The following is a 17,708-nucleotide window of genomic DNA, read 5'->3' as shown; positions in this document are numbered from 1 at the left end:
ACTATCGAGGCTGGGCAAACAGCCGGTCGGCCGAGATGTCCTTCAGCGTCGGACAGCCCAGTTGGGCCATGGCGAGTTCCAGCTCCGCACGCAGCAGGTGAAGCATATGGGCCACGCCTGCCAGCCCGGCCACTGCCAGCGCATGAACTTGCGGGCGGCCGAGCAGCACGGCTGAAGCGCCTTGCGCCAGCGCCTTGGCAACGTCCGTTCCCCGCCGCACTCCGCCATCCATCAGCAGCGGCACTTTGCCGCCGGTCGCATCGGCAATGGCGGGCAGTACGTCCAGCGCGCTCGGCATGCCGTCCAGCACGCGCCCGCCATGGTTGGAGACCACCAGCCCGTCCGCGCCCAGTGCCACGGCCTGTGCGGCATCAGGAGCGGCCATCACGCCCTTGAGGAGCAGGGGGAGGCTGGTCTGTTCCCTGACCCAGCCGAGATCGTCCCAACGCGGCGCTGCGGCCGTCAAAGGCGTGCCGAACAGGATCCGTCCGCCCGCATCGGCTGTCTGCCGCAAACGAGGCATGCCGCGCAGGTTTGCGGCCTCCACACCGGGTGGGAGAGTGAGAGTGGTGCGCTTGATCGAGGCGTCCACGGTCAGCATCACGGCCTCGTAGCCGGCCGCCTCGGCACGGCGGATCAGTTCGGCGGAGAAGGCCCGGTCTTCCTGCAGGTAGAGCTGGAACCACAAAGGCGGCACGGCCACGCCCAGTTCCTGCGCGGCGCCGCGTGCGGCATCTGCGATTTCCTCCAGCGTGAAGCTGGAAAGCGTGCTCACCACCATGCCGGTGCCGAGCGCCGTCGCGGCGCGCACGCTGGCCAGTTCGCCTTCGGGATGGGCCAGCCGCTGATAGGCGACCGGGCCGAGCAGCAAAGGAGCCTCATGCCTGCGGCCGAACAGCTCCAGCGACGTATCGCCGCCGCGCAGATCGGCCAGAATGCGGGGGAGCAGGCGCAGCCGGTCGAAAGCCTCGCGGTTTTCCGCAAGAGTGATCCCGTCGCCCGTCCCTTCCTGGAGATAGGCCCAGGCATCCGCAGCCATGTGAGCGGCTGCGCGCAGCTCGTAATCGGCGAGGCTCGCGATCCCGGCGGGAATGGCGGCCAGCGGCGGAAGGGGCTCGCTCACGTCTCGGACCAGCCACGCATCAGATTGTGATAGGTATTGGTGAAGCTGTCGATCGAGGGATGATCGGGATGGTCGGCCGTCAGCTGCTGGATCGCGCCGTCCAGTTCGAACAGCATGCGGCGCTGGCGGTCGTCCCGGATCAGGCTCTGGGTCCAGAAGAACGAGGCGAAGCGAGTGCCGGATGTTACAGGTGTTACACGGTGGAGGCTGCTCCCCGGATAGACGATGGCATCGCCCGCCGGCAGTTTTACGTGCTTTTCGCCGAACGTATCCTCCACCACCAACTCGCCGCCGTCATATTCGTCGGGATCGCTGAAGAAGATCGTGGTGGACACGTCGGTCCGCACCCGCACTGGCGTTCCGGGCACGGGAAACACGGCATTGTCGACATGGTTGCCATAGGTCCCGCCGCCTTCGTAGCGGTTGAAGCGCGGCGGCAGGATGCGCAGCGGCAGGGCGGCCGCGATGAACAGCGGAGTGACGGCAAGCCGTTCGAGGATGCGCTCTCCCAGCTGGCGGGAAACCGGATGGTCGAGCGGGATCTGCAGATTGTCCTTCACGCTGACTGCGCGGTGCCCGGCAGTGACGCGTCCGTCCACCCACTCCGCGCTTTCCAGCAGCGCACGGATTTCCCGGACTTCATCGGGAGAGAATAGAGCGGGGATCTGCAGGAGCACGACAGGGTCCTTCCCGAAACGGCGAACGCCCCGGCCTTAGCCGAGGCGTAGCGCCTGTGCCACCGTGAGAGCGGCAAAAGAACGGTCCGGGGCAGGACTGGCATCCGCCCCGGACCGATGGAGAGCCATCAGAAGCTGAAGTTTGCGGTGAGGATGGCGGAGCGGCCGTCGCCCGGCGTTGCCCAGCCATTGTTGCGCACGCGGGTGAAATAGAGCTCGTCAGTGAAGTTCTTCACGTTGAGCTGCAGGTTCACATCCTTGGTCACGTCGTAGGACAGGAACGCATTGTGGATCAGGTAATCATCCACTTCGAAGTGAGTGCCCGCCGCATTGTTCAGCAGGAAGGTGCCCTGATAGGTCAGGCCATAGCCGATGGTGAGGCCGAAAGGCAGCGTGTAGGTAGTGAACAGGCTGCCCGAATGGGTGGGCGTGTTGGTCAGCGGATTGCCGGCCTGCGGGTCAACCGTGCCGATTGGCGAGTTTTCGGCAATGCTGCGGATCACCTTGCTGTCGAGATAGGTGTAGTTCGCCGTGACTGCCCAGGCCGGGGTGATGTGGCCCGAAGCGCTGAGTGCGATGCCGTTCACGCGCGAGCGGCCGTCGAGCTGCTGGTCGGGAATGACCGGATCGCCCGAGGTCACCTTGTATTGGTCACGCTCGTTACGGAAGGCCGCAGCCGAAAGCAGCAGGCCGCCGTTGAACAGTTCCGCCTTTGCGCCAATTTCGTAATTGATGGCGCTTTCCGGCTTCACGTTACAGGTCGCGGCCGTGCACGAACCGTTGACCGAGGTCTTCGACGGGGTCTTCGAGTTGCCGTAAGCGGCATAGATGCTGACAGTCTCGACCGGCTTGTAGACCAGGCCCACGCGGTAGGAGAACAGGTCGTCCTCGTTCTCGAACTTGGTGCCCAGAGTGGTCGTGCCCGCGCTGGATGCAGTCGCCCCGGCAATGGTGTCGGCGCGGTACCAGCCCTTGTTGTGCTCGTAGCGGACGCCGCCGTTGATCTCGAACTGGTCGGACAGCTTCATCGTGTCGAACAGGTAGACGGCGTAGTTTTCAAGCTCGCCATTCTGCTTGGCCGTGGGGATGAAGTTGACCGGGCCGGTCCAGTAATTGCTGCCATAGGCATTGGCGTAACCTGCAGGCCCCTGAACCACTTCGTCCGGGTTGGCGATGTTGATCAGCAATGCGGTGGAAACCGCGGTGCCGTCGGCATTGCGGGCCCAGTTGCCGGTCAGCAACTCGTACTTCTCCCAGCTTACCGCGCCGCCGAAGACGAGCGTGTGCTCGATCCCGCCGGTGTTGAAGGTGGCCGAAAGGTCGGTCTGGTTGAAGGCGAGCTGGTTGACGGAGTCGCGGGTGTTACCGCGCGGGCCGCCTGCGAGGTAATAGCCTGCCGGGGCGGTAGTGCATGTCGCGCCGGTCGGCAGCTTGCCGTCGGCAAGGCACCATGTACCCTGCGGCGGGCTGACCATGGTCAGCTGCGATACTTCCTGCCAGCGGGTGAGGTTGCGGATGCTCAGCGTGTCGCTGAAATCATGCTCGAAGATCATTGTCGCCTGGTCGACAGTGCTATCCTGCGTGTCGACATTGCGGTTGCCGTAATAGGAACTCCGATCCACGCCCGGCAGCATCCCGCTGGTCACGCCATTATTGAAATAGGGCAGGCCATATTGCGGGGTGTTGGTGTCTTCCTGGTGGAAATATTGCAGGGTCAGGCGGGTGTCGTTCTCGATCCCGATGGTGACCGAGGGGGCGATACCCCAGCGGCTGTAACTCTCGTAGTCGCGGCCCGGCACGTCGTTGCGGTGCGCCATGGCATTGAGGCGGAAAGCGATCAGATCGTTGGCGCGGACGTTGATGTCCGCCGTGCCGCGCAGGTAATCCTCGGTACCGACGCCGATGCTGGCGTCATATTCGGTGTCCGCCTTGGGGCGCTTGGTGACGAGATTGATCGAACCGCCGACCGAGCCCGAACCGGCGACCACCGAGTTGGCGCCATTGGTGACTTCCACCTGTTCCATGTTGAACGGGTCGGTGCGGCTATATTGCGCGCTGTCGCGTACGCCGTCGGTGGTGATGTCCGTATTGGCGGAATAGCCGCGCAGATTGATGCTGTCGCCATAGCCGCCGCCGCCTTCACCGGCGCCGAAGGTGATGCCGGGCACGGTCGACAGCACATCGCGCAGGGTCAGCAGGTTCTGCTGGTCGATCACTTCCTTGGTGAGGATGGTAACGGTCTGCGGAGTGTCGCGCACAGGGCGAGTGGCCTTGGGGCTTTCCTGCTTGCGGCCGGGTTCCTCATCGATCGCCGTGTCGGTCACGGTCACGCCGCCGAGCACGCGCGGTTCCTCCTGCGTGGAGGAATCCTGCGCATAGGCAGCCTGCGGTGCGAATACCGAGCCGACGCAGGACAGCGCGAGAAACGCATGTGCCTTGGTTGCGCGCGAAGTGGGCTTGGTCATGATGTCCCCTTGTTATCCCTGTGAGGTTAAGTTGGGCGCCTGTTATTGCGAATCGTTCGCATCGTCAATTGGGAATGATTCTCAATAGCGAGAATTTCCTTACTCAAGGGCGCATGCCTCGGATGGGAGCCAAAGCGCCGCTGCAAAGCCGCCTCGAGAAACTCTGAGGGCAAATCCGGCAGGAAAGCCGGATGCAGGCGTTACGTGCTCAGCACGAAGGGAATGGCCACCTGGCCCTTGACCATCACGGCTACCCCGTCCCGCTTGAAGGGAGACCAGTGCCACTTCCTCACGGCTTGTAGCGCAGCCTTGTCGAGCCGTTCGAAGCCGCTGCTCTTCGCGATCGATATTTCCGCGACGTCGCCTGCGGCCGACAGCAGCACGGCAAGGATCACCGTGCCCTGTTCGCGCTTGCGGCGGGATTCGACCGGATAGGATGGCGGCTTGGCGGAAATCAGATTGCCGGTCAGATCGCCGCCATCGGCCGGTCCGGAAGCGATTGCTGCCCGCGCGGCGGGCGGCGCGGGAGGGGCGGGTGGAGCAGGCGGGGCGACCATCACCGGTGCGGGCCGGGCAATCGACAGCGCGGGAAGCGGGGCGACCGGGGTGGGCGCGTCTGGCTGTGGCAGGGGAGTGAGGATGTCCTCCTGGACGATCTCGACCTCCTCCGGGACGGGCCGTTCCAGTTCCTTCTCGGGCTCTTCCTTGGGTGTATTGTCCAGTTCCACGACTGCGATACTGGTCCGCTCCTCTTTCTGGCCAACCACGTTGAGCATGAAGAGCGAGGAGACGAGCAGCCCAGTGACGCCGACCGAGGCGAACATCGCAATCGTCTTGCTGCCCCCGGACGGCTGATAGGCCGCGGGCGTCGTCCGGCTTTCGGTCACGATTTCCGGCCTGAAGGGCGCATTCATTTCCGGGGGTCCAAGAATCGGCTATTGCGAGGCATTCGCATATGCTTTTCGCGCGCGCCGGTCCAGAGGTCATTGACATGAGTCAAGCAGACTCATCTGCATTTGCCCTGCAAGGGAGGGTGCTTACTCGGCGTCGAAGCGCCGCTTCAGCTCCGCAAGCGCACGATATGCCTTCTGCAGGTCCTTCTCCACCGAGCTCAGACTCACGCCCAGTTCGCGCGCGATTGCTGCTTGGCTCTGCTCCTCCAGCCGATAGCGCCGGAAGGCGATGCTGACGCGTGGACCAAGATCGCCCAGCACCTTTTCGACTGCGTCGAGCCGCTGCCGGGCGATCAGCGCCCGCTCGCACAGGGCATCCTCGGATGCGGCCGATATGGCCTCATGCCAGTCGAATTGTCGCCGGGCGCTGCTCTGACGGCTTCGACGCAGGTCGCACATCAGATTGTCGGCTGCGCGGAAAAGATAGGACAGTGGATCGGTTATGGGCTGGGCAGGCGGACGGGCAACGCGTTGCCAAAGTTCCTGAAACAGGTCCTCCGCCTCATCGCCGGCGCCGCGTGCGGCCAGGAAGCGCAGCAGCCGCGCCCTTTCATTGATAGCCACGGCCTGAAGGCTGGTAGCGTTCATTGGCCAGCCTCCGTCTCTCTGGTCTGCGCGAAGCTCGAAAGGTGCGGTTCCGCTCGCTCCAGCGCGGAGGCGGCGGGCAGGATCTGGCGAGTGTCGCCGGTCAGAAAGCCGAGCGGGTCGAGTGGCCGGCCCGCGCGGCGGACTTCGAAATGCAGGTGGCTGCCCGTCGCCCGTCCGGTGGCGCCCATCAGGGCGATCTGCTGGCCCTGCGTCACTTCGATACCCGGGCTTACGAGACTATGCGAGAGATGTGCGTAACGGGTGCGCAGGCCGCCTCCGTGATCGATCTCCACCATCTCGCCATAGCCGCCGCGCCAGCCGGAAAAGCTCACTCGCCCGCTTGCCGCCGCATAGACGGGCGATCCGGCCGGGCCGGGTATGTCGATGCCCGCATGTAGCCGCACGTCGCCTTGCAGCGGGTCCGTGCGATAACCGTAATGCGAACTGAGGCGCGGCAATACCGGGCGTGCATTGCGGACCTGTACCGGCGGCTCCGTCTGTGGGGATGCAGCGGCGGGTTGGGGGCGCCAGTCCATCATGCGCTGGCGAAAGGCAGCGTCCGCGCCCGAAGGCAGTTCGACGTCCCCCGCAGTGGCGGCCTGGGGCGCCGCGATCAGCGCGCAGGCAAGGGCGACAAAGGCAGGCAGGCGTAGGGGCATCGCTTAAGGAACGGAGACAAGCCAGCGGAACCTTGGCCGGATAAGGAAAATTTTTTTCCGGTGCATTTTTCATTGAGGGCAGTGCCCGCCTGCTCCGTCTCCCGATGCGTAGAACATGCGCTTCACCACGGGAGTCCACGATGAATACCACCGAACGTTCGATGCTCGACATGCTCAAGAAAGGCCGCGAGGAATTCGGGGTCGTGGCCGTGAAGGCCGAATTCGAGGCGGAGGGCACGCGGCCCGACGAATTGCTTCGCCTGCTTGAGCTGACGCACCGCGCCGGGCTGGACGTGGCGCTGAAGATCGGCGGCTGCGAGGCTGTGTCCGATCTGCTCGCCGCCCGGCTTTATGGCGCGGATTACATCATCGCCCCGATGGTGGAGACGCCTTATGCGCTGACCAAATTCGTCGAGGCGCGCGCCAAGAGCTGGGGCGAAGAGGCGCAGAACGCCAAGTTCCTCTTCAACCTGGAAACCACTACCACGCTGGGTAATCTCGGCGAGATGCTGCCGATTGCCCGCCGCCATCTGGACGGTGTTGTATTCGGCCGGGTGGATTTCACTCTCTCGGGCGGGCTCTCGCGGGCCGAGATCAATTCGCGCCGGATCAGCGAATGCGTGCTGATCGCCGCGCAGGCCTGCCGCGACAACGATCTGGAACTGGTAGTGGGCGGTGGCGTGTCGGCTGAGGCGGCAGACGCCTTGCGCGAATTCCGCCGCATCCGGCTCGACCGCTTTGAAACCCGCAAGGTCGTGTTCGACGGGGCGACAGCGGAATCGCCTCGCTTTGCCGATGCGATTGCCAATGCGGTGCAGTTCGAACTCGCCTGGCTGGAAAACAAGCGTGCCTATTATGGTGCCATTGCCGATGAGGACCTTGCCCGTATCCGCATGATCCGTGAACGCAGCGGTGGGGCGTCGGCCCCCGTTGCGAGCCTCGCGGCATGATCGCCATGACACTTTACCGGGAAGTCGGCGCCTTGATGGAACAGGTCGCCGAATGTGCCATCCTGCCCCGTTTCCGGCGGCTGTCGGGGGCGGACGTATCCGAAAAGAGCCCGGGCGAGGTCGTCACCAGCGCCGATCTGGAGGCGGAACGCCTTCTCTCGGACGGCCTCGCTGGCCTGTGTCCGGGCGCGCGTATCGTGGGCGAGGAAGCGGTCTCTGCCGATCCGGGCCTGCTCTCCGGTGTGGGGGAAGGGTTGGTCTGGCTGGTCGATCCGCTTGACGGCACCGCCAACTTCGCTGCGGGGAAGGCCCTGTTCGGCATGATGGTGGCGTTGGTCGAGAATGGTGTGCCGCAGATGGGCTGGATTCTCGATGTCGTCACCGGGCGGATGTGCTTTGCCGAAGCAGGCAAGGGCGCGACGATCGACGGTCAGCGTGTCATCGCGCGCAAGACGGGGGCTCACCACCCCATTGCGGCGCTGGGAACCCATTTCCTCGAGCCGCACCGGCGCGAGCGGGTTCACGCTCATGCCTATGGCCGCCTCCAGCGCGTTGCAGTGCCCCGCTGTGCGGCGGAGAGCTATCCGCGTCTCGTGCTGGGTGAAAACGACATTGCCCTGTTCCAGCGCTCCCTGCCGTGGGACCATGCGGCGGGCGCTCTCTTCGTAAACGAGGCAGGCGGACGCGTGACCCATTGGGACCGCTCTCCCTATCGAGTGGGTGGCAGCGGTACGGGCATCCTTGCCGCATCCGACCTTCATCTTTGGGAAGTTGGCGCAGACGTGCTGCTGAGTGAAGAAGCGGGCCTCGTGCCTGTGGCAGAACTGGTCCGATGATCGCCATGCCGGGGAGAATTGCATCCGCCTTCGCGCTGGCTATTGCCCTGCTCGCCACGCAGGCGACGGCGCAACTCGCACTGCCGGTCGATCCTGGCCAGCAGCAGGGCGCGGCCGCGCGCAGCGATACAGGCAGCGAGACGCAGGTGCCGGGAGTCTCGTCCGCGCAAATGCCTGCATTCGAGCCGGATGTGCTCGATGGCGGCAGGTCCTCTGCGCCGCAGGACGATCCATCTGCATCCCCGGCGAAACCCGCCAAGGTGCTGACCAAGGCTCCGCCGCCCAGCGAGTTCGAGAGCTATGTTTCCGAAATGGCGGGCAAGCCACTGCGCCGCTTCGGTTCGGAACTGCTGATCCCCTCTGCGCGCGATTTCACGCCGCCACCCGTGGCCGCGATCCCGCCGGATTACCGCCTGAACCCCGGCGACCGCATTCGCCTGTCGCTGGCGGGTTCCGTACAGGCGAGCGACCTGCAACTCACCATCGACGGCGAGGGACGCATCTTCGTGCCCAAGGTTGGCTCGATCATGGTCGGGGGAGTGCGTTACGGCGATCTGCGCCAGGTGATCGCGCGCGAGGTTTCGCGCCAATATCGCAGCTTCGAACTGGAAGTGACCGTGGCCCGGCTCAAGGGTGTGACTGTCTATGTCACAGGCTTTGCTGCGACGCCCGGTTCCTTCACGGTCGGCAGTCTCTCGACGCTGGTGAATGCGGTGCTCGCTGCCGGCGGGCCCTCTTCCGGCGGCAGTTTCCGTTCCATCCAGTTGCGCCGCAATGGTGAGCTGGTTTCCGATTTCGATCTTTACGACCTGTTGATGAAGGGCGACCGCAGAGGCGACGCCGTGCTGCAGAACGGGGACGTGATCTATATCGCCCCGGCTGGCGAGCAGGTGGCCGTCACCGGCAGCGTCAATCGCGAGGCGATCTTCGAACTCGCCCCGAACGAAACCCTGTCCGATGCTCTGCTCTATGCGGGCGGGGTCAACACGATCGCCGATCGCAGCCGCCTGATGGTGTTCGATCCACTGGGTCAGAGCGGCACGGGGTGGGAGGAAATCTCCGCCGCCGATGCGCAGGCACGCCCTGCGAAGCGCGGCGAGATCATCCGCGTGGTCAGCAATGCCGGGATCGCCCGCCCGCTGCAGCAGCAATCGCTCCTCGTCACCATCGGCGGCGAAGTGGCGAAACCCGGCCGTTATTACTTCCGCCCCGGCGCCACGCTGGACGAAGTGCTTCAGCGCGCCGGCGGGCTTACCAGCGAGGCGTTTCCCTATGCCAGCGTCATCACGCGAGAGAGCGTGCGCCAGCAGCAGCAGGCCAGTTTCGAACGGGCGATCCAGGATGTGGAGATGCTGCTGACCGCGCAGCCGCTTACCTCGGTGGATAGGGCCCAGCGCGTGCAGCCCGCCAATATCGAGCTGATCCGCTCGGTCGTGGCCCAGATGCGCGAGCGTGAGCCAACCGGGCGGCTGGTGTTCGACCTGCCCGTCAGCGCCGCTGACCTGCCGCGGGAGCTTATTCTCGAGAATAACGATACGATCTATGTGCCCCCCCGTCCGGTCACGGTGGGCGTGTTCGGTGCAGTGCCGACGCCGGCCTCTTTCTCCTATGCCGATGGACGACAGATCCGCGATTATGTGAACCTTGCGGGCGGCATTCAGAAGCTGGGCGACAAGGGCGAGATCTTCGTGGTCCGCGCCAATGGCACCGTGCTGGCGGACGGCAAGCGCACGCTGAACGCCAAGGCGCTGCCGGGCGATCTGGTATTCATCCCGATCGAGGCAAATCGCGGCGAATTCTGGGCGCGGCTGCGCGACATCACCGGCAGCCTGTTCGGCGGCCTGATCGGCCTCGCTTCCGTGAAGAGCATCGTCGAATGAACCGGGTCGATCAGATGAAGGCCATCCTGGCCGATCCGCGCAAGCGCCGCCGCGCCTATGCAGGCGTTGCTTTGCTGGCGGCGGTGTTGTGCGTGGTGCCGCAGCCCTATGTCGCCCGCTCCAAGGTGGTGCCGCAGGATGTGAACAGCCTGGGTCTCGGCAGCATGACCAGTTCCTATGCCGGAGGCTTCTCCGGCGTTGCCGCCTTGCTGGGCGGGGCCAAGCAGCCGGTGGACATGTATCTGGCCATCGCCCGCAGCAGCGAAGTCAGCAGCGATGTCATCCGGCGGCTGAAGCTGGTGGAGAAGGGCGATTATGCCAGCGAACGCTCCGCCCGCGTCGGGCTGGACAAGATGGTCGATATCCATTCGCTGACCGGCGGGATCATCGAGGTCGAAACCCGCAGCCATGACGCCGCCGAGGCCGAGGCCCTGACCAAGGCCTATAGCGGTGCGATCAGCGACCGGATCGTGGCGCTGGGCCGCGACCGGACCGAGCGCAAGCGCCGCGTGATCGAGCAGCGCTTTGCCGATGCCTCCACCAAGGTTGCGAAGGCCGAGGCCGCGCTGGAAGCCTTCCGCCGCAAGAACAACCTCGCCGCGCCCGAAGCGCAACTCGGCACCGAAATTTCGCTGCGTGCTGGGCTTCAGGCGCAATTGCAGGCCAAGAAGGTCGAACTGCAGACGCTCAGCGGCTTCCTTGGCCCTGAAAATCCGCGCCTTGCCGCAGTCCAGTCCGAAATCGCCTCGCTTCAGGCGCAAATCGGCCGCACCGCGCAGCCCAGCACCGACGCGGCCGGGCCGAACGTGGCCGGGCTTTCGGCGGTTTCTGGCGAATATATCGACCTCTATCGCGACTATCGCTTCGCTCAGGCTTTGTATGAAGTCTATTCGCGTTCGTCCGAGGAAGTGGCGGTGGAAACGCTGGCTGGCGATACTGCCACCGATGTGCAGGTGATCGAGGCCGCCCGGCTGGATGCAGATCGCAAGTTCAACATCCCCGCCGTCGCGGCATTGGCTTTCCTGTTTTTGCTGGCCGCCTTCACGGAAATCTATGCCCCGGCCACCGGCATTCGCCTGCCCTGGCTTTCCCGCAAGGACGGGGAGGACGGCGCATGACCCGGCCTGAGCTTTCGATCGTCATTCCCTGCTTCAACGAGGAGGAGAATGTCCGGGCGATCTGCGCGGCGGTGACGCTGGAGGCCCAGAAAGTCGTCCGTTCGCATGAGATCGTGCTGATCGACAATTGCTCCACTGACGATACGCGACAGATCATCCGGCAGCTGTGCCGCGAGGACGGACGCATTCGCGCAATCTTCAACAGCCGCAATTACGGCCAGATGCGCAGCCCGACCTATGGCATCTATCAGGCGAGCGGCGAGGCAGTGATCGGCATGTGCGCCGATTTCCAGGACCCACCCGAAATGATCGGCCGCTTCGTCGAGGAATGGCGCAAGGGCGCGCAGGTAGTGCTGGGGCAGCGGCGCAGCGAACCTTCCTCGCTGGTGCTGCGTGCGGTTCGCAAGGCGGGCTATGCCTTCCTTACCCGCTTCGGGGACCAGCCGATCATTCCCGGCGCGACCGGCTTCGGCCTGTTCGACCGCAAGGTAGTGGATGCGCTGGCGGCGTGGAACGAACCGGAGCCGTTCTTTCGCGGCATGCTGGTGGAAGTGGGTTTCCGCCTGACCGTGATCCCCTTCGACCGGCCGCCCCGCGCGGCGGGCGAGAGCAAGAACGGTTTCCGGACCCTGTTTTCCTTCGCCATGTCGGCGCTCGCCGGATCGACCCGTTCGCTGCTGCGCCTGCCGCTCTTCGCAGCCGGTTTCTTCGGCTTGGCGACGCTCGGGCTGGTGATCGCTACGATCGTTGCCCTGTTCCTGGCCGGACCTGCTGGCGAGCTTGCCCTGTTCGGGCTGGCAACGGCGTCGATGACGCTCATCATGCTGTCCATCGGGCTGGTGGCCGAACAGGTCCGCCTGCTGAGCGAGCGTAGCCGCAATGTGCCGCTGGTGGTCGAGGATGAGCGGATCAATTTCCCGGCAGGCGCGCGATGACCCACGCGGAGGCTGGCGGGGGGCGCCGCTTCTGGCCGCTATTGCTCGAGATCGTGCTGGCACTGGCGGTGCTGGCCAGCCTTGGCATGACGGCGGCGTTCTTCCTGGATCACGGCTATCTGCCGCAGCCTTTCGTGCTCGACACGAACGACACCTTCATGGACTGGTTCAACACTGCCTATTGGGCGAATAATCGAGGCATCTACGATGTGTGGCGCAGTATCTATCCGCCACTGTCCTTCGTCTTCCTCGACCTTTTCAGCCTGAAGAGCTGCTATCTCCAGTCGCCCTTCTACGCGCGCGATTGCGACTGGCTGGGCAGGGCGACCCTGATCGGGTTTTACCTGCTGAACGTGGCGCTCATCTGGTTCAGCCTGCGCCGGATCGACCGTGTGACCGCCCCCTGGCGCACTATCGCGCTGGGGCTGGGCCTGCCGCTGCTTTTCACGCTGGAGCGGGGCAATCTGATCCTCGCCTGTTTTGCCTGCTTCGTGCTCGCGCACGGCCCGCTGCTGCAATCGCGCCTGTGGCGGGGGCTGGCCGCAGCGGTGACGATCAATTTCAAGCCCTATCTGGTGCTGCCGGTGCTGGAACTCGCGGTGCGCAGGCGGTGGCGGATGCTGGAACTGGCAGGGATCGCAACAGTGGCGCTGTATCTCGTGACGCTGGCGCTGGTCGGCTCGGGCACGCCGGGGGAAATCGCCTCCAACACGGCCAATTGGATCGTCTTCCAGAGCGGGCAGGTGTGGAACGAGGTCAATTATTCGACGAGCTATGCCCCCCTGCTTACCATGCGGCAGGCGCAGGTCCCGCTGCTGGACTTCGTACCTTCGCGCACGATCGAGGCAATCGAGTTTGCCGTACCGCTGGCGATCCGGCTGACGCAGGTGGTGACGCTGGCGGCGCTAGTGGCGGCATGGCTCCAGCCGCGTGCCTTGCCCGCCAGCCGCATCGCTGCGCTGTTGCTGGGGGCCTATCTGGTGACGCAGTCACCCGGCGGATATACGCAGCTGTTCCTGCTGTTCCTTGTGTTTATGGAGCCGATGAAGCGGCTCGGTCCGTCGCTCGCGATCCTGTGCGCCTATCTGTTGTGCCTGGTGGGCGACGTGGTGCTGGCGTCTGTCTTGCAGATCACCAGCACGAGTTGGCTGGGCGAACGGACGGTCAATCCGCAATTCGGCCTGACCTATGGCCATTTCGCGCGGCCGGGCCTGATCATCGTTATCGTCTGGTCATTGTCGCTGGATGCCATCGCGCAAGTGGCGCGCGCCCATGCGACCTCTCGTCCGACGCTGGGGCTGGCGGCGGCATGATCGTGCGGCAGGATATTGCGGCGGTCGTGGACGCCCTTGCGCCCGTCTGGCCCAGGTTTGACGGCGCGCGCATCTTCATGACCGGGGGAACCGGCTTTATCGGCCGCTGGATGCTGGAAGCACTGGCTGCTGCACCGGTGAAGACGGAGGTTTTGCTGCTCAGCCGCAACCCGGTGCGCTTTGCCCAGTCGGCACCGCATCTGGCGGAACGTTTCTCGCTTATTCAAGGAGATACGGCCGATTTTCGCAAACCTCAAGGTAACTTCAGCTATGTAATTCATGGCGCTACGGACGCCAGCGCGGCGCTCACCGCCAAGGATCCCCGGCGTATGTTCGATACGATCCTCGATGGCACGCGCCGCACTTTGGACTTTGCCTTGCAGAGTGGTGCGAGGCGTTATCTTTTCATGAGTTCGGGTGCGATCTATGGCGCACAGCCGCCTGAAATGACGCATATTCCCGAGGATTGGATGGGTGGGCCCGACCTCGCCGATCCCAAGTCCTGCTATGCCGAGGGCAAGCGGGCGGCAGAGACCCTCTGCGCCATCTATCGTCACCAATTCGGGCTCGACACGGTCAGCGCACGCATCTTCGCTCTGCTCGGGCCGATGCTGCCGCTCGATACCCATTTCGCCGCCGGCAATTTCATCCGCGACGCGATGGAGGGGCGGCGTATCCGGGTGGAAAGCTCCGGCCAGGCAGTGCGATCCTACCTCTATGCCGCCGATCTTGCCGCATGGCTGTGGACCGTGCTGGCCGATGCTCCGGCGGGTTCGGCCTATAATTGCGGATCGGAAGAGGCGGTCTCCATCGCCGATCTCGCCCGGCTGACCGCGGATGTCCTCGGCGGACCCGGCGTCGACGTGCTGGGCCAGCCCGATCCCGGCTGGAACCCCGGCCGTTACGTACCTTCGACAGCGGCGATCCGCCGCGACCTTGGCCTGCGCCCCACGGTGCCTCTCGCAGAGGCGATCCGGCGCACGGCCCTTGCCAATGGATGGACCAAGTGAGCACGATCAAACTTTCAGACTGGGTGGCACAGACGCTGGTGGAGCACGGCATTGCCGATGTCTTCATGCTGACGGGCGGCGGCGCGATGCACCTCAACCACTCGCTGGGTACGCATCCGGGCCTCAAGACCACGTTCACTCATCACGAACAGGCACTGTCGATGGCGGCGGAGGCCTATTACCGGCTGACCAACAAGCTGGCGGTCGTGAACGTTACCTCCGGCCCGGGCGGCACGAATGCTATCACCGGCGTCTATGGGGCCTATGTCGATTCCATCGGCATGGTGGTCATTTCAGGCCAGGTGAAGATGGAAACCACGGTGCGCCACACGGGCCTGCCGCTGCGGCAATATGGCGATCAGGAACTGGATATCGAGCCGATCGTCCGCCCGGTCACCAAATATGCCGCGATGGTCACCGATCCGCGCTCGATCCGTTATCACCTCGAAAAAGCGATTTATCTGGCGAAGAGCGGGCGGCCCGGCCCGGTGTGGCTCGATATTCCGCTCGACGTGCAGGCTGCGAAGATCGACCCGGGCGATCTGCTCCCCGGCTTTGATCCCGCCGAGCTGGACGAGCCGTGGAAGCAGACCGACCTGGAAAGCGCGGCGTCCGCCATTCTCGCCATGGTCGCTTCGGCGCAGCGGCCGGTGGTGTTCGCAGGCGGCGGGGTGCGGTTGAGTGGCGCGCATGACCAGTTCCTCCGCCTGATCGAGAAACTCGGCATTCCGGTCGTCACCGGCTGGAACGCGCATGACGCGCTGTGGACCGATCACCCGCTCAACTGCGGTAAGCCCGGCACAGTGGGTGATCGCGGCGGCAATATGGTGACGCAGAGCGCGGATCTGCTGCTGGTGCTCGGCAGCAGGCTCAACATCCGGCAGGTCAGCTATAATTGGCAGAGCTTCGCGCGCGAGGCGTTCAAGATCTGGGTGGACATAGATCCGCTGGAACTGAGCAAGCCCAATGTCGTGCCCGACATGCCCGTGGTGGCCGATCTGGCGGACTTGCTGCCTGAATTGCTGGCGGCCGACTATGATGGCCCCGGCGAGGTCCATAAGGAATGGCTCGAATGGTCTCGCGAGCGGGTGCGGCGCTTCCCCGTGGTGCTGCCGGAATATCACAGCCACTCGCAGCTGATGCACCCCTATGTCGCGCTGGACGAGCTGTTCCGCCAGTTGGGTGACGACGACATCGTCGTTACCGGCAATGGCAGCGCCTGCGTGATCGGGTTCCAGACAGCCCATATCCGCGAAGGCCAGCGCCTGTGGACCAATTCCGGCTGCGCCACCATGGGCTATGATCTGCCCGCGGCCATCGGCGTATGCGCTGCCACGGGGGGCACGCGCCGGGTGGTCGCCCTCGCCGGTGACGGCAGCATCATGATGAATTTGCAGGAGATGCAGACCATCGCCGGATACGGCCTGCCGGTGAAGGTCTTCGTGATCAATAATTCCGGCTATGTCTCGATCTTCCAGACGCACCGTAATTTCTTCAACGGCGTCGAAGTGGGCGGCGGTCCTAAGAGCAATGTGACCTTCCCGGAATTCGCGCGCCTGGCCGATGCCTTTGGCTTCGCCTATTTCAGTGCCCGTTCGCATAACGAATTGCCTGGCGCAGTGTCCGCCGCGCTCGCCACGGAAGGCCCGGTGCTGTGCGAGCTGTTCGTGGACGAGGACGTGTCCTTCGCTCCGAAGCTGGGCGCCAAGTCTCATCCGGACGGCCGCATCACTTCGCCCGCGCTGGAAGACCTTTCGCCTTTCCTCCCGCGCGAGGTGCTGCGCGAGAATATGCGTATCGAACTGATGGACGAGGAATGAGCCGCGCACTCTCCCTTGGCGGCCGTCCGCTGCGCTTTCTGGCGGCAGGGGCGCTGAACACGGCGGTCGGCCTGGCCTTCTATCCAGCGCTGGTCTGGTCCGTGCCCTTCTTCCACCGGCACTATCTGGTGGCGCTGGGCGTGTCTCAGGTGGTGTGCCTGCTGTTCGCCTTCATGACCTACAAGCTCGGGGTGTTCCGCACTCGGGGCAATGTGATGCGCGAATTTGGGGCGTTTTCCGGCTTCTACCTGATGAACTATGCCGCGAACTGGGCCGCACTGCCGCTGCTGGTGGAACTCGCCCGCATTCCCCCCGCGATTGCGCAGACCGGCTTTGCCTGTCTGGTAATCGCTGGAAGCTGGTTCTGGCATAGCCGTGTGACCTTTGCCGAACGGGGGAATGGGCGTGACTGAGCCTGCATTCCTGCGGCGCCTGTGCCCCTGTTGCGGATCGTGGTCGGGGGAGACGGAGATGGCGAGTCACCGGGTGGCCGAACATCTTCCGCTCGCCCAGTTGCGCCCGCTCTGGGCCGGGCTGGACAAGGAACCGGTGTTCTTCTCCTATCGCCGCTGCGCCATTTGCGGGCTGCTTTACAACCCGGTCTATTTCACCGCGCACGCGCTGGCCGATCTCTATTCCGAACTGGCGCCCAATATGGACATGGTGCCCCGTTCGATGATCGAGGCCACCCAGCGCGGCTATTTCGATGCCATTGCCCGTGCGGGGGAGCTTGCGGGCGATTATCTGGAGATTGGCCCGGATGTGGGCCACATGACGGCAGAGGCGGCCCGACGGGGCAGTTTCGGGCATTTCTGGCTCTATGAACCGAACCGCGCGGTCCACAGCCTGCTGCGGGCCACTGCAGGGACCGGAGCGGTGACGCTGGAAAGCCGTATGGACGATCTTTCAGCCGTGCCTGAAGGCGCGGTGGGTCTTGCCGTGATGGTCCATGTGCTGGACCATCTGCTCGATCCCCTACCGCTTCTCACCCAGATTCGCGCGAAGCTGCGGCCCGGCGGGATGCTGGCGATCGTCACTCATAATGAGGCTTCATTGCTGCGGCGGATTCTGGGCCGTAAATGGCCACCCTTCTGCCTGCAACATCCGCAGCTTTTCAGCCCGGCGACGATGAAGACCGTGCTCCAACGCGCGGGGCTTGAACGGGTTGAAGTGACGGGCAGCAGCAATCTGTTCCCCAGCGATTTTCTCGTCCGACAGGGCGCACAGGCCGTGGGCGTGCCGCTGGGCAAGGTGTCGCTGCCTTCGTTTCCTGTGCGGCTGCCCTTGGGGAATATCCTGACACTGGCGCGGGCGCCGGGTTAGGGTCCAATCTTTTGCGACCTTCGTCATTCCCGCGCAGGCGGGAATCCAGAGGCAACCG

General features: G+C 64.5%; 16 protein-coding genes. 10 read left to right on the top strand and 6 right to left on the bottom strand.

Going from position 1 to position 17,708, the window contains the following annotated elements:
* Window position 1 precedes the first annotated feature (1 nt).
* The 6 genes from WFP36_RS11735 to WFP36_RS11710 form a co-directional block, all read right to left on the bottom strand.
* Window positions 2–1,123 (bottom strand): alpha-hydroxy acid oxidase, encoded by a 1,122-nt coding sequence (locus WFP36_RS11735; RefSeq protein WP_336980685.1) that lies wholly within the window; start codon window positions 1,121–1,123, stop codon window positions 2–4.
* A complete protein-coding gene (locus tag WFP36_RS11730; RefSeq protein WP_336980684.1) occupies window positions 1,120–1,800 on the bottom strand; it encodes a Fe2+-dependent dioxygenase in 681 nt (226 codons plus the stop codon). The genes WFP36_RS11735 and WFP36_RS11730 overlap by 4 nt, the downstream gene beginning before the upstream one ends.
* Before the next feature lie 128 nt (window positions 1,801–1,928).
* Complete coding sequence (locus WFP36_RS11725; RefSeq protein ID WP_336980683.1) at window positions 1,929–4,265, bottom strand: TonB-dependent receptor; 2,337 nt, start codon at window positions 4,263–4,265, stop codon at window positions 1,929–1,931.
* A 200-nt stretch (window positions 4,266–4,465) separates the two neighbouring features.
* Window positions 4,466–5,179 carry an energy transducer TonB gene (locus WFP36_RS11720; RefSeq protein WP_336980682.1) on the bottom strand — a complete coding sequence of 238 codons (714 nt, stop codon included), beginning with the start codon at window positions 5,177–5,179 and terminating at the stop codon, window positions 4,466–4,468.
* Window positions 5,180–5,302: 123 nt separating this feature from the next.
* Window positions 5,303–5,806, bottom strand: coding sequence for a sigma-70 family RNA polymerase sigma factor (locus WFP36_RS11715; RefSeq protein ID WP_336980681.1), 504 nt, complete (start codon window positions 5,804–5,806; stop codon window positions 5,303–5,305).
* Window positions 5,803–6,465 carry a M23 family metallopeptidase gene (locus tag WFP36_RS11710; protein ID WP_336980680.1) on the bottom strand — a complete coding sequence of 221 codons (663 nt, stop codon included), beginning with the start codon at window positions 6,463–6,465 and terminating at the stop codon, window positions 5,803–5,805. The genes WFP36_RS11715 and WFP36_RS11710 overlap by 4 nt, the downstream gene beginning before the upstream one ends.
* A gap of 140 nt (window positions 6,466–6,605) precedes the next feature.
* Here WFP36_RS11710 and WFP36_RS11705 point away from each other — a divergent pair, with 140 nt between their 5' ends.
* Genes WFP36_RS11705 through WFP36_RS11660 form a run of 10 tightly spaced genes read left to right on the top strand, consistent with a single transcriptional unit; the run spans window position 6,606 to window position 17,650 of the window.
* Window positions 6,606–7,415, top strand: a complete 810-nt coding sequence (locus tag WFP36_RS11705; RefSeq protein ID WP_336980679.1) for an aldolase/citrate lyase family protein — start codon at window positions 6,606–6,608, stop codon at window positions 7,413–7,415.
* Window positions 7,412–8,251 (top strand): inositol monophosphatase family protein, encoded by an 840-nt coding sequence (locus WFP36_RS11700; RefSeq protein WP_336980678.1) that lies wholly within the window; start codon window positions 7,412–7,414, stop codon window positions 8,249–8,251. Before WFP36_RS11705 ends, WFP36_RS11700 begins: the two co-directional genes overlap by 4 nt.
* A gap of 5 nt (window positions 8,252–8,256) precedes the next feature.
* Window positions 8,257–10,131, top strand: coding sequence for an SLBB domain-containing protein (locus tag WFP36_RS11695; RefSeq protein WP_336980677.1), 1,875 nt, complete (start codon window positions 8,257–8,259; stop codon window positions 10,129–10,131).
* Window positions 10,128–11,249 (top strand): capsule biosynthesis protein, encoded by a 1,122-nt coding sequence (locus WFP36_RS11690; RefSeq protein WP_336980676.1) that lies wholly within the window; start codon window positions 10,128–10,130, stop codon window positions 11,247–11,249. Before WFP36_RS11695 ends, WFP36_RS11690 begins: the two co-directional genes overlap by 4 nt.
* Window positions 11,246–12,184 carry a glycosyltransferase family 2 protein gene (locus tag WFP36_RS11685; protein WP_336980675.1) on the top strand — a complete coding sequence of 313 codons (939 nt, stop codon included), beginning with the start codon at window positions 11,246–11,248 and terminating at the stop codon, window positions 12,182–12,184. The genes WFP36_RS11690 and WFP36_RS11685 overlap by 4 nt, the downstream gene beginning before the upstream one ends.
* Window positions 12,181–13,497 carry a glycosyltransferase 87 family protein gene (locus tag WFP36_RS11680; RefSeq protein ID WP_336980674.1) on the top strand — a complete coding sequence of 439 codons (1,317 nt, stop codon included), beginning with the start codon at window positions 12,181–12,183 and terminating at the stop codon, window positions 13,495–13,497. Before WFP36_RS11685 ends, WFP36_RS11680 begins: the two co-directional genes overlap by 4 nt.
* A complete protein-coding gene (locus WFP36_RS11675; protein WP_336980673.1) occupies window positions 13,494–14,507 on the top strand; it encodes an NAD-dependent epimerase/dehydratase family protein in 1,014 nt (337 codons plus the stop codon). Before WFP36_RS11680 ends, WFP36_RS11675 begins: the two co-directional genes overlap by 4 nt.
* Complete coding sequence (locus WFP36_RS11670; protein ID WP_419716630.1) at window positions 14,504–16,327, top strand: thiamine pyrophosphate-binding protein; 1,824 nt, start codon at window positions 14,504–14,506, stop codon at window positions 16,325–16,327. Before WFP36_RS11675 ends, WFP36_RS11670 begins: the two co-directional genes overlap by 4 nt.
* Window positions 16,324–16,740 (top strand): GtrA family protein, encoded by a 417-nt coding sequence (locus tag WFP36_RS11665; RefSeq protein ID WP_336980671.1) that lies wholly within the window; start codon window positions 16,324–16,326, stop codon window positions 16,738–16,740. Before WFP36_RS11670 ends, WFP36_RS11665 begins: the two co-directional genes overlap by 4 nt.
* Window positions 16,741–16,798: 58 nt before the next feature.
* Window positions 16,799–17,650, top strand: a complete 852-nt coding sequence (locus tag WFP36_RS11660; protein WP_336980670.1) for a class I SAM-dependent methyltransferase — start codon at window positions 16,799–16,801, stop codon at window positions 17,648–17,650.
* Window positions 17,651–17,708: the final 58 nt, after the last annotated feature.

Source organism: Fulverythrobacter fulvus, from assembly GCF_037154085.1.
Taxonomy (GTDB): domain Bacteria; phylum Pseudomonadota; class Alphaproteobacteria; order Sphingomonadales; family Sphingomonadaceae; genus Andeanibacterium; species Andeanibacterium fulvum.
This window is presented reverse-complemented; position numbering and strand designations above follow the sequence as displayed.

What these genes read in the sequence shown, in the direction of transcription:
- WFP36_RS11725 (WP_336980683.1), bottom strand. Translation starts at nt 4,265, where the DNA reads ATGACCAAGCCCACTTCGCGCGCAACCAAGGCACATGCGTTTCTCGCG.
- WFP36_RS11720 (WP_336980682.1), bottom strand. Translation starts at nt 5,179, where the DNA reads ATGAATGCGCCCTTCAGGCCGGAAATCGTGACCGAAAGCCGGACGACG.
- WFP36_RS11715 (WP_336980681.1), bottom strand. Translation starts at nt 5,806, where the DNA reads ATGAACGCTACCAGCCTTCAGGCCGTGGCTATCAATGAAAGGGCGCGG.
- WFP36_RS11710 (WP_336980680.1), bottom strand. Translation starts at nt 6,465, where the DNA reads ATGCCCCTACGCCTGCCTGCCTTTGTCGCCCTTGCCTGCGCGCTGATC.
- WFP36_RS11705 (WP_336980679.1), top strand. Translation starts at nt 6,606, where the DNA reads ATGAATACCACCGAACGTTCGATGCTCGACATGCTCAAGAAAGGCCGC.
- WFP36_RS11700 (WP_336980678.1), top strand. Translation starts at nt 7,412, where the DNA reads ATGATCGCCATGACACTTTACCGGGAAGTCGGCGCCTTGATGGAACAG.
- WFP36_RS11695 (WP_336980677.1), top strand. Translation starts at nt 8,257, where the DNA reads ATGCCGGGGAGAATTGCATCCGCCTTCGCGCTGGCTATTGCCCTGCTC.
- WFP36_RS11690 (WP_336980676.1), top strand. Translation starts at nt 10,128, where the DNA reads ATGAACCGGGTCGATCAGATGAAGGCCATCCTGGCCGATCCGCGCAAG.
- WFP36_RS11685 (WP_336980675.1), top strand. Translation starts at nt 11,246, where the DNA reads ATGACCCGGCCTGAGCTTTCGATCGTCATTCCCTGCTTCAACGAGGAG.
- WFP36_RS11680 (WP_336980674.1), top strand. Translation starts at nt 12,181, where the DNA reads ATGACCCACGCGGAGGCTGGCGGGGGGCGCCGCTTCTGGCCGCTATTG.
- WFP36_RS11675 (WP_336980673.1), top strand. Translation starts at nt 13,494, where the DNA reads ATGATCGTGCGGCAGGATATTGCGGCGGTCGTGGACGCCCTTGCGCCC.
- WFP36_RS11665 (WP_336980671.1), top strand. Translation starts at nt 16,324, where the DNA reads ATGAGCCGCGCACTCTCCCTTGGCGGCCGTCCGCTGCGCTTTCTGGCG.
- WFP36_RS11660 (WP_336980670.1), top strand. Translation starts at nt 16,799, where the DNA reads ATGGCGAGTCACCGGGTGGCCGAACATCTTCCGCTCGCCCAGTTGCGC.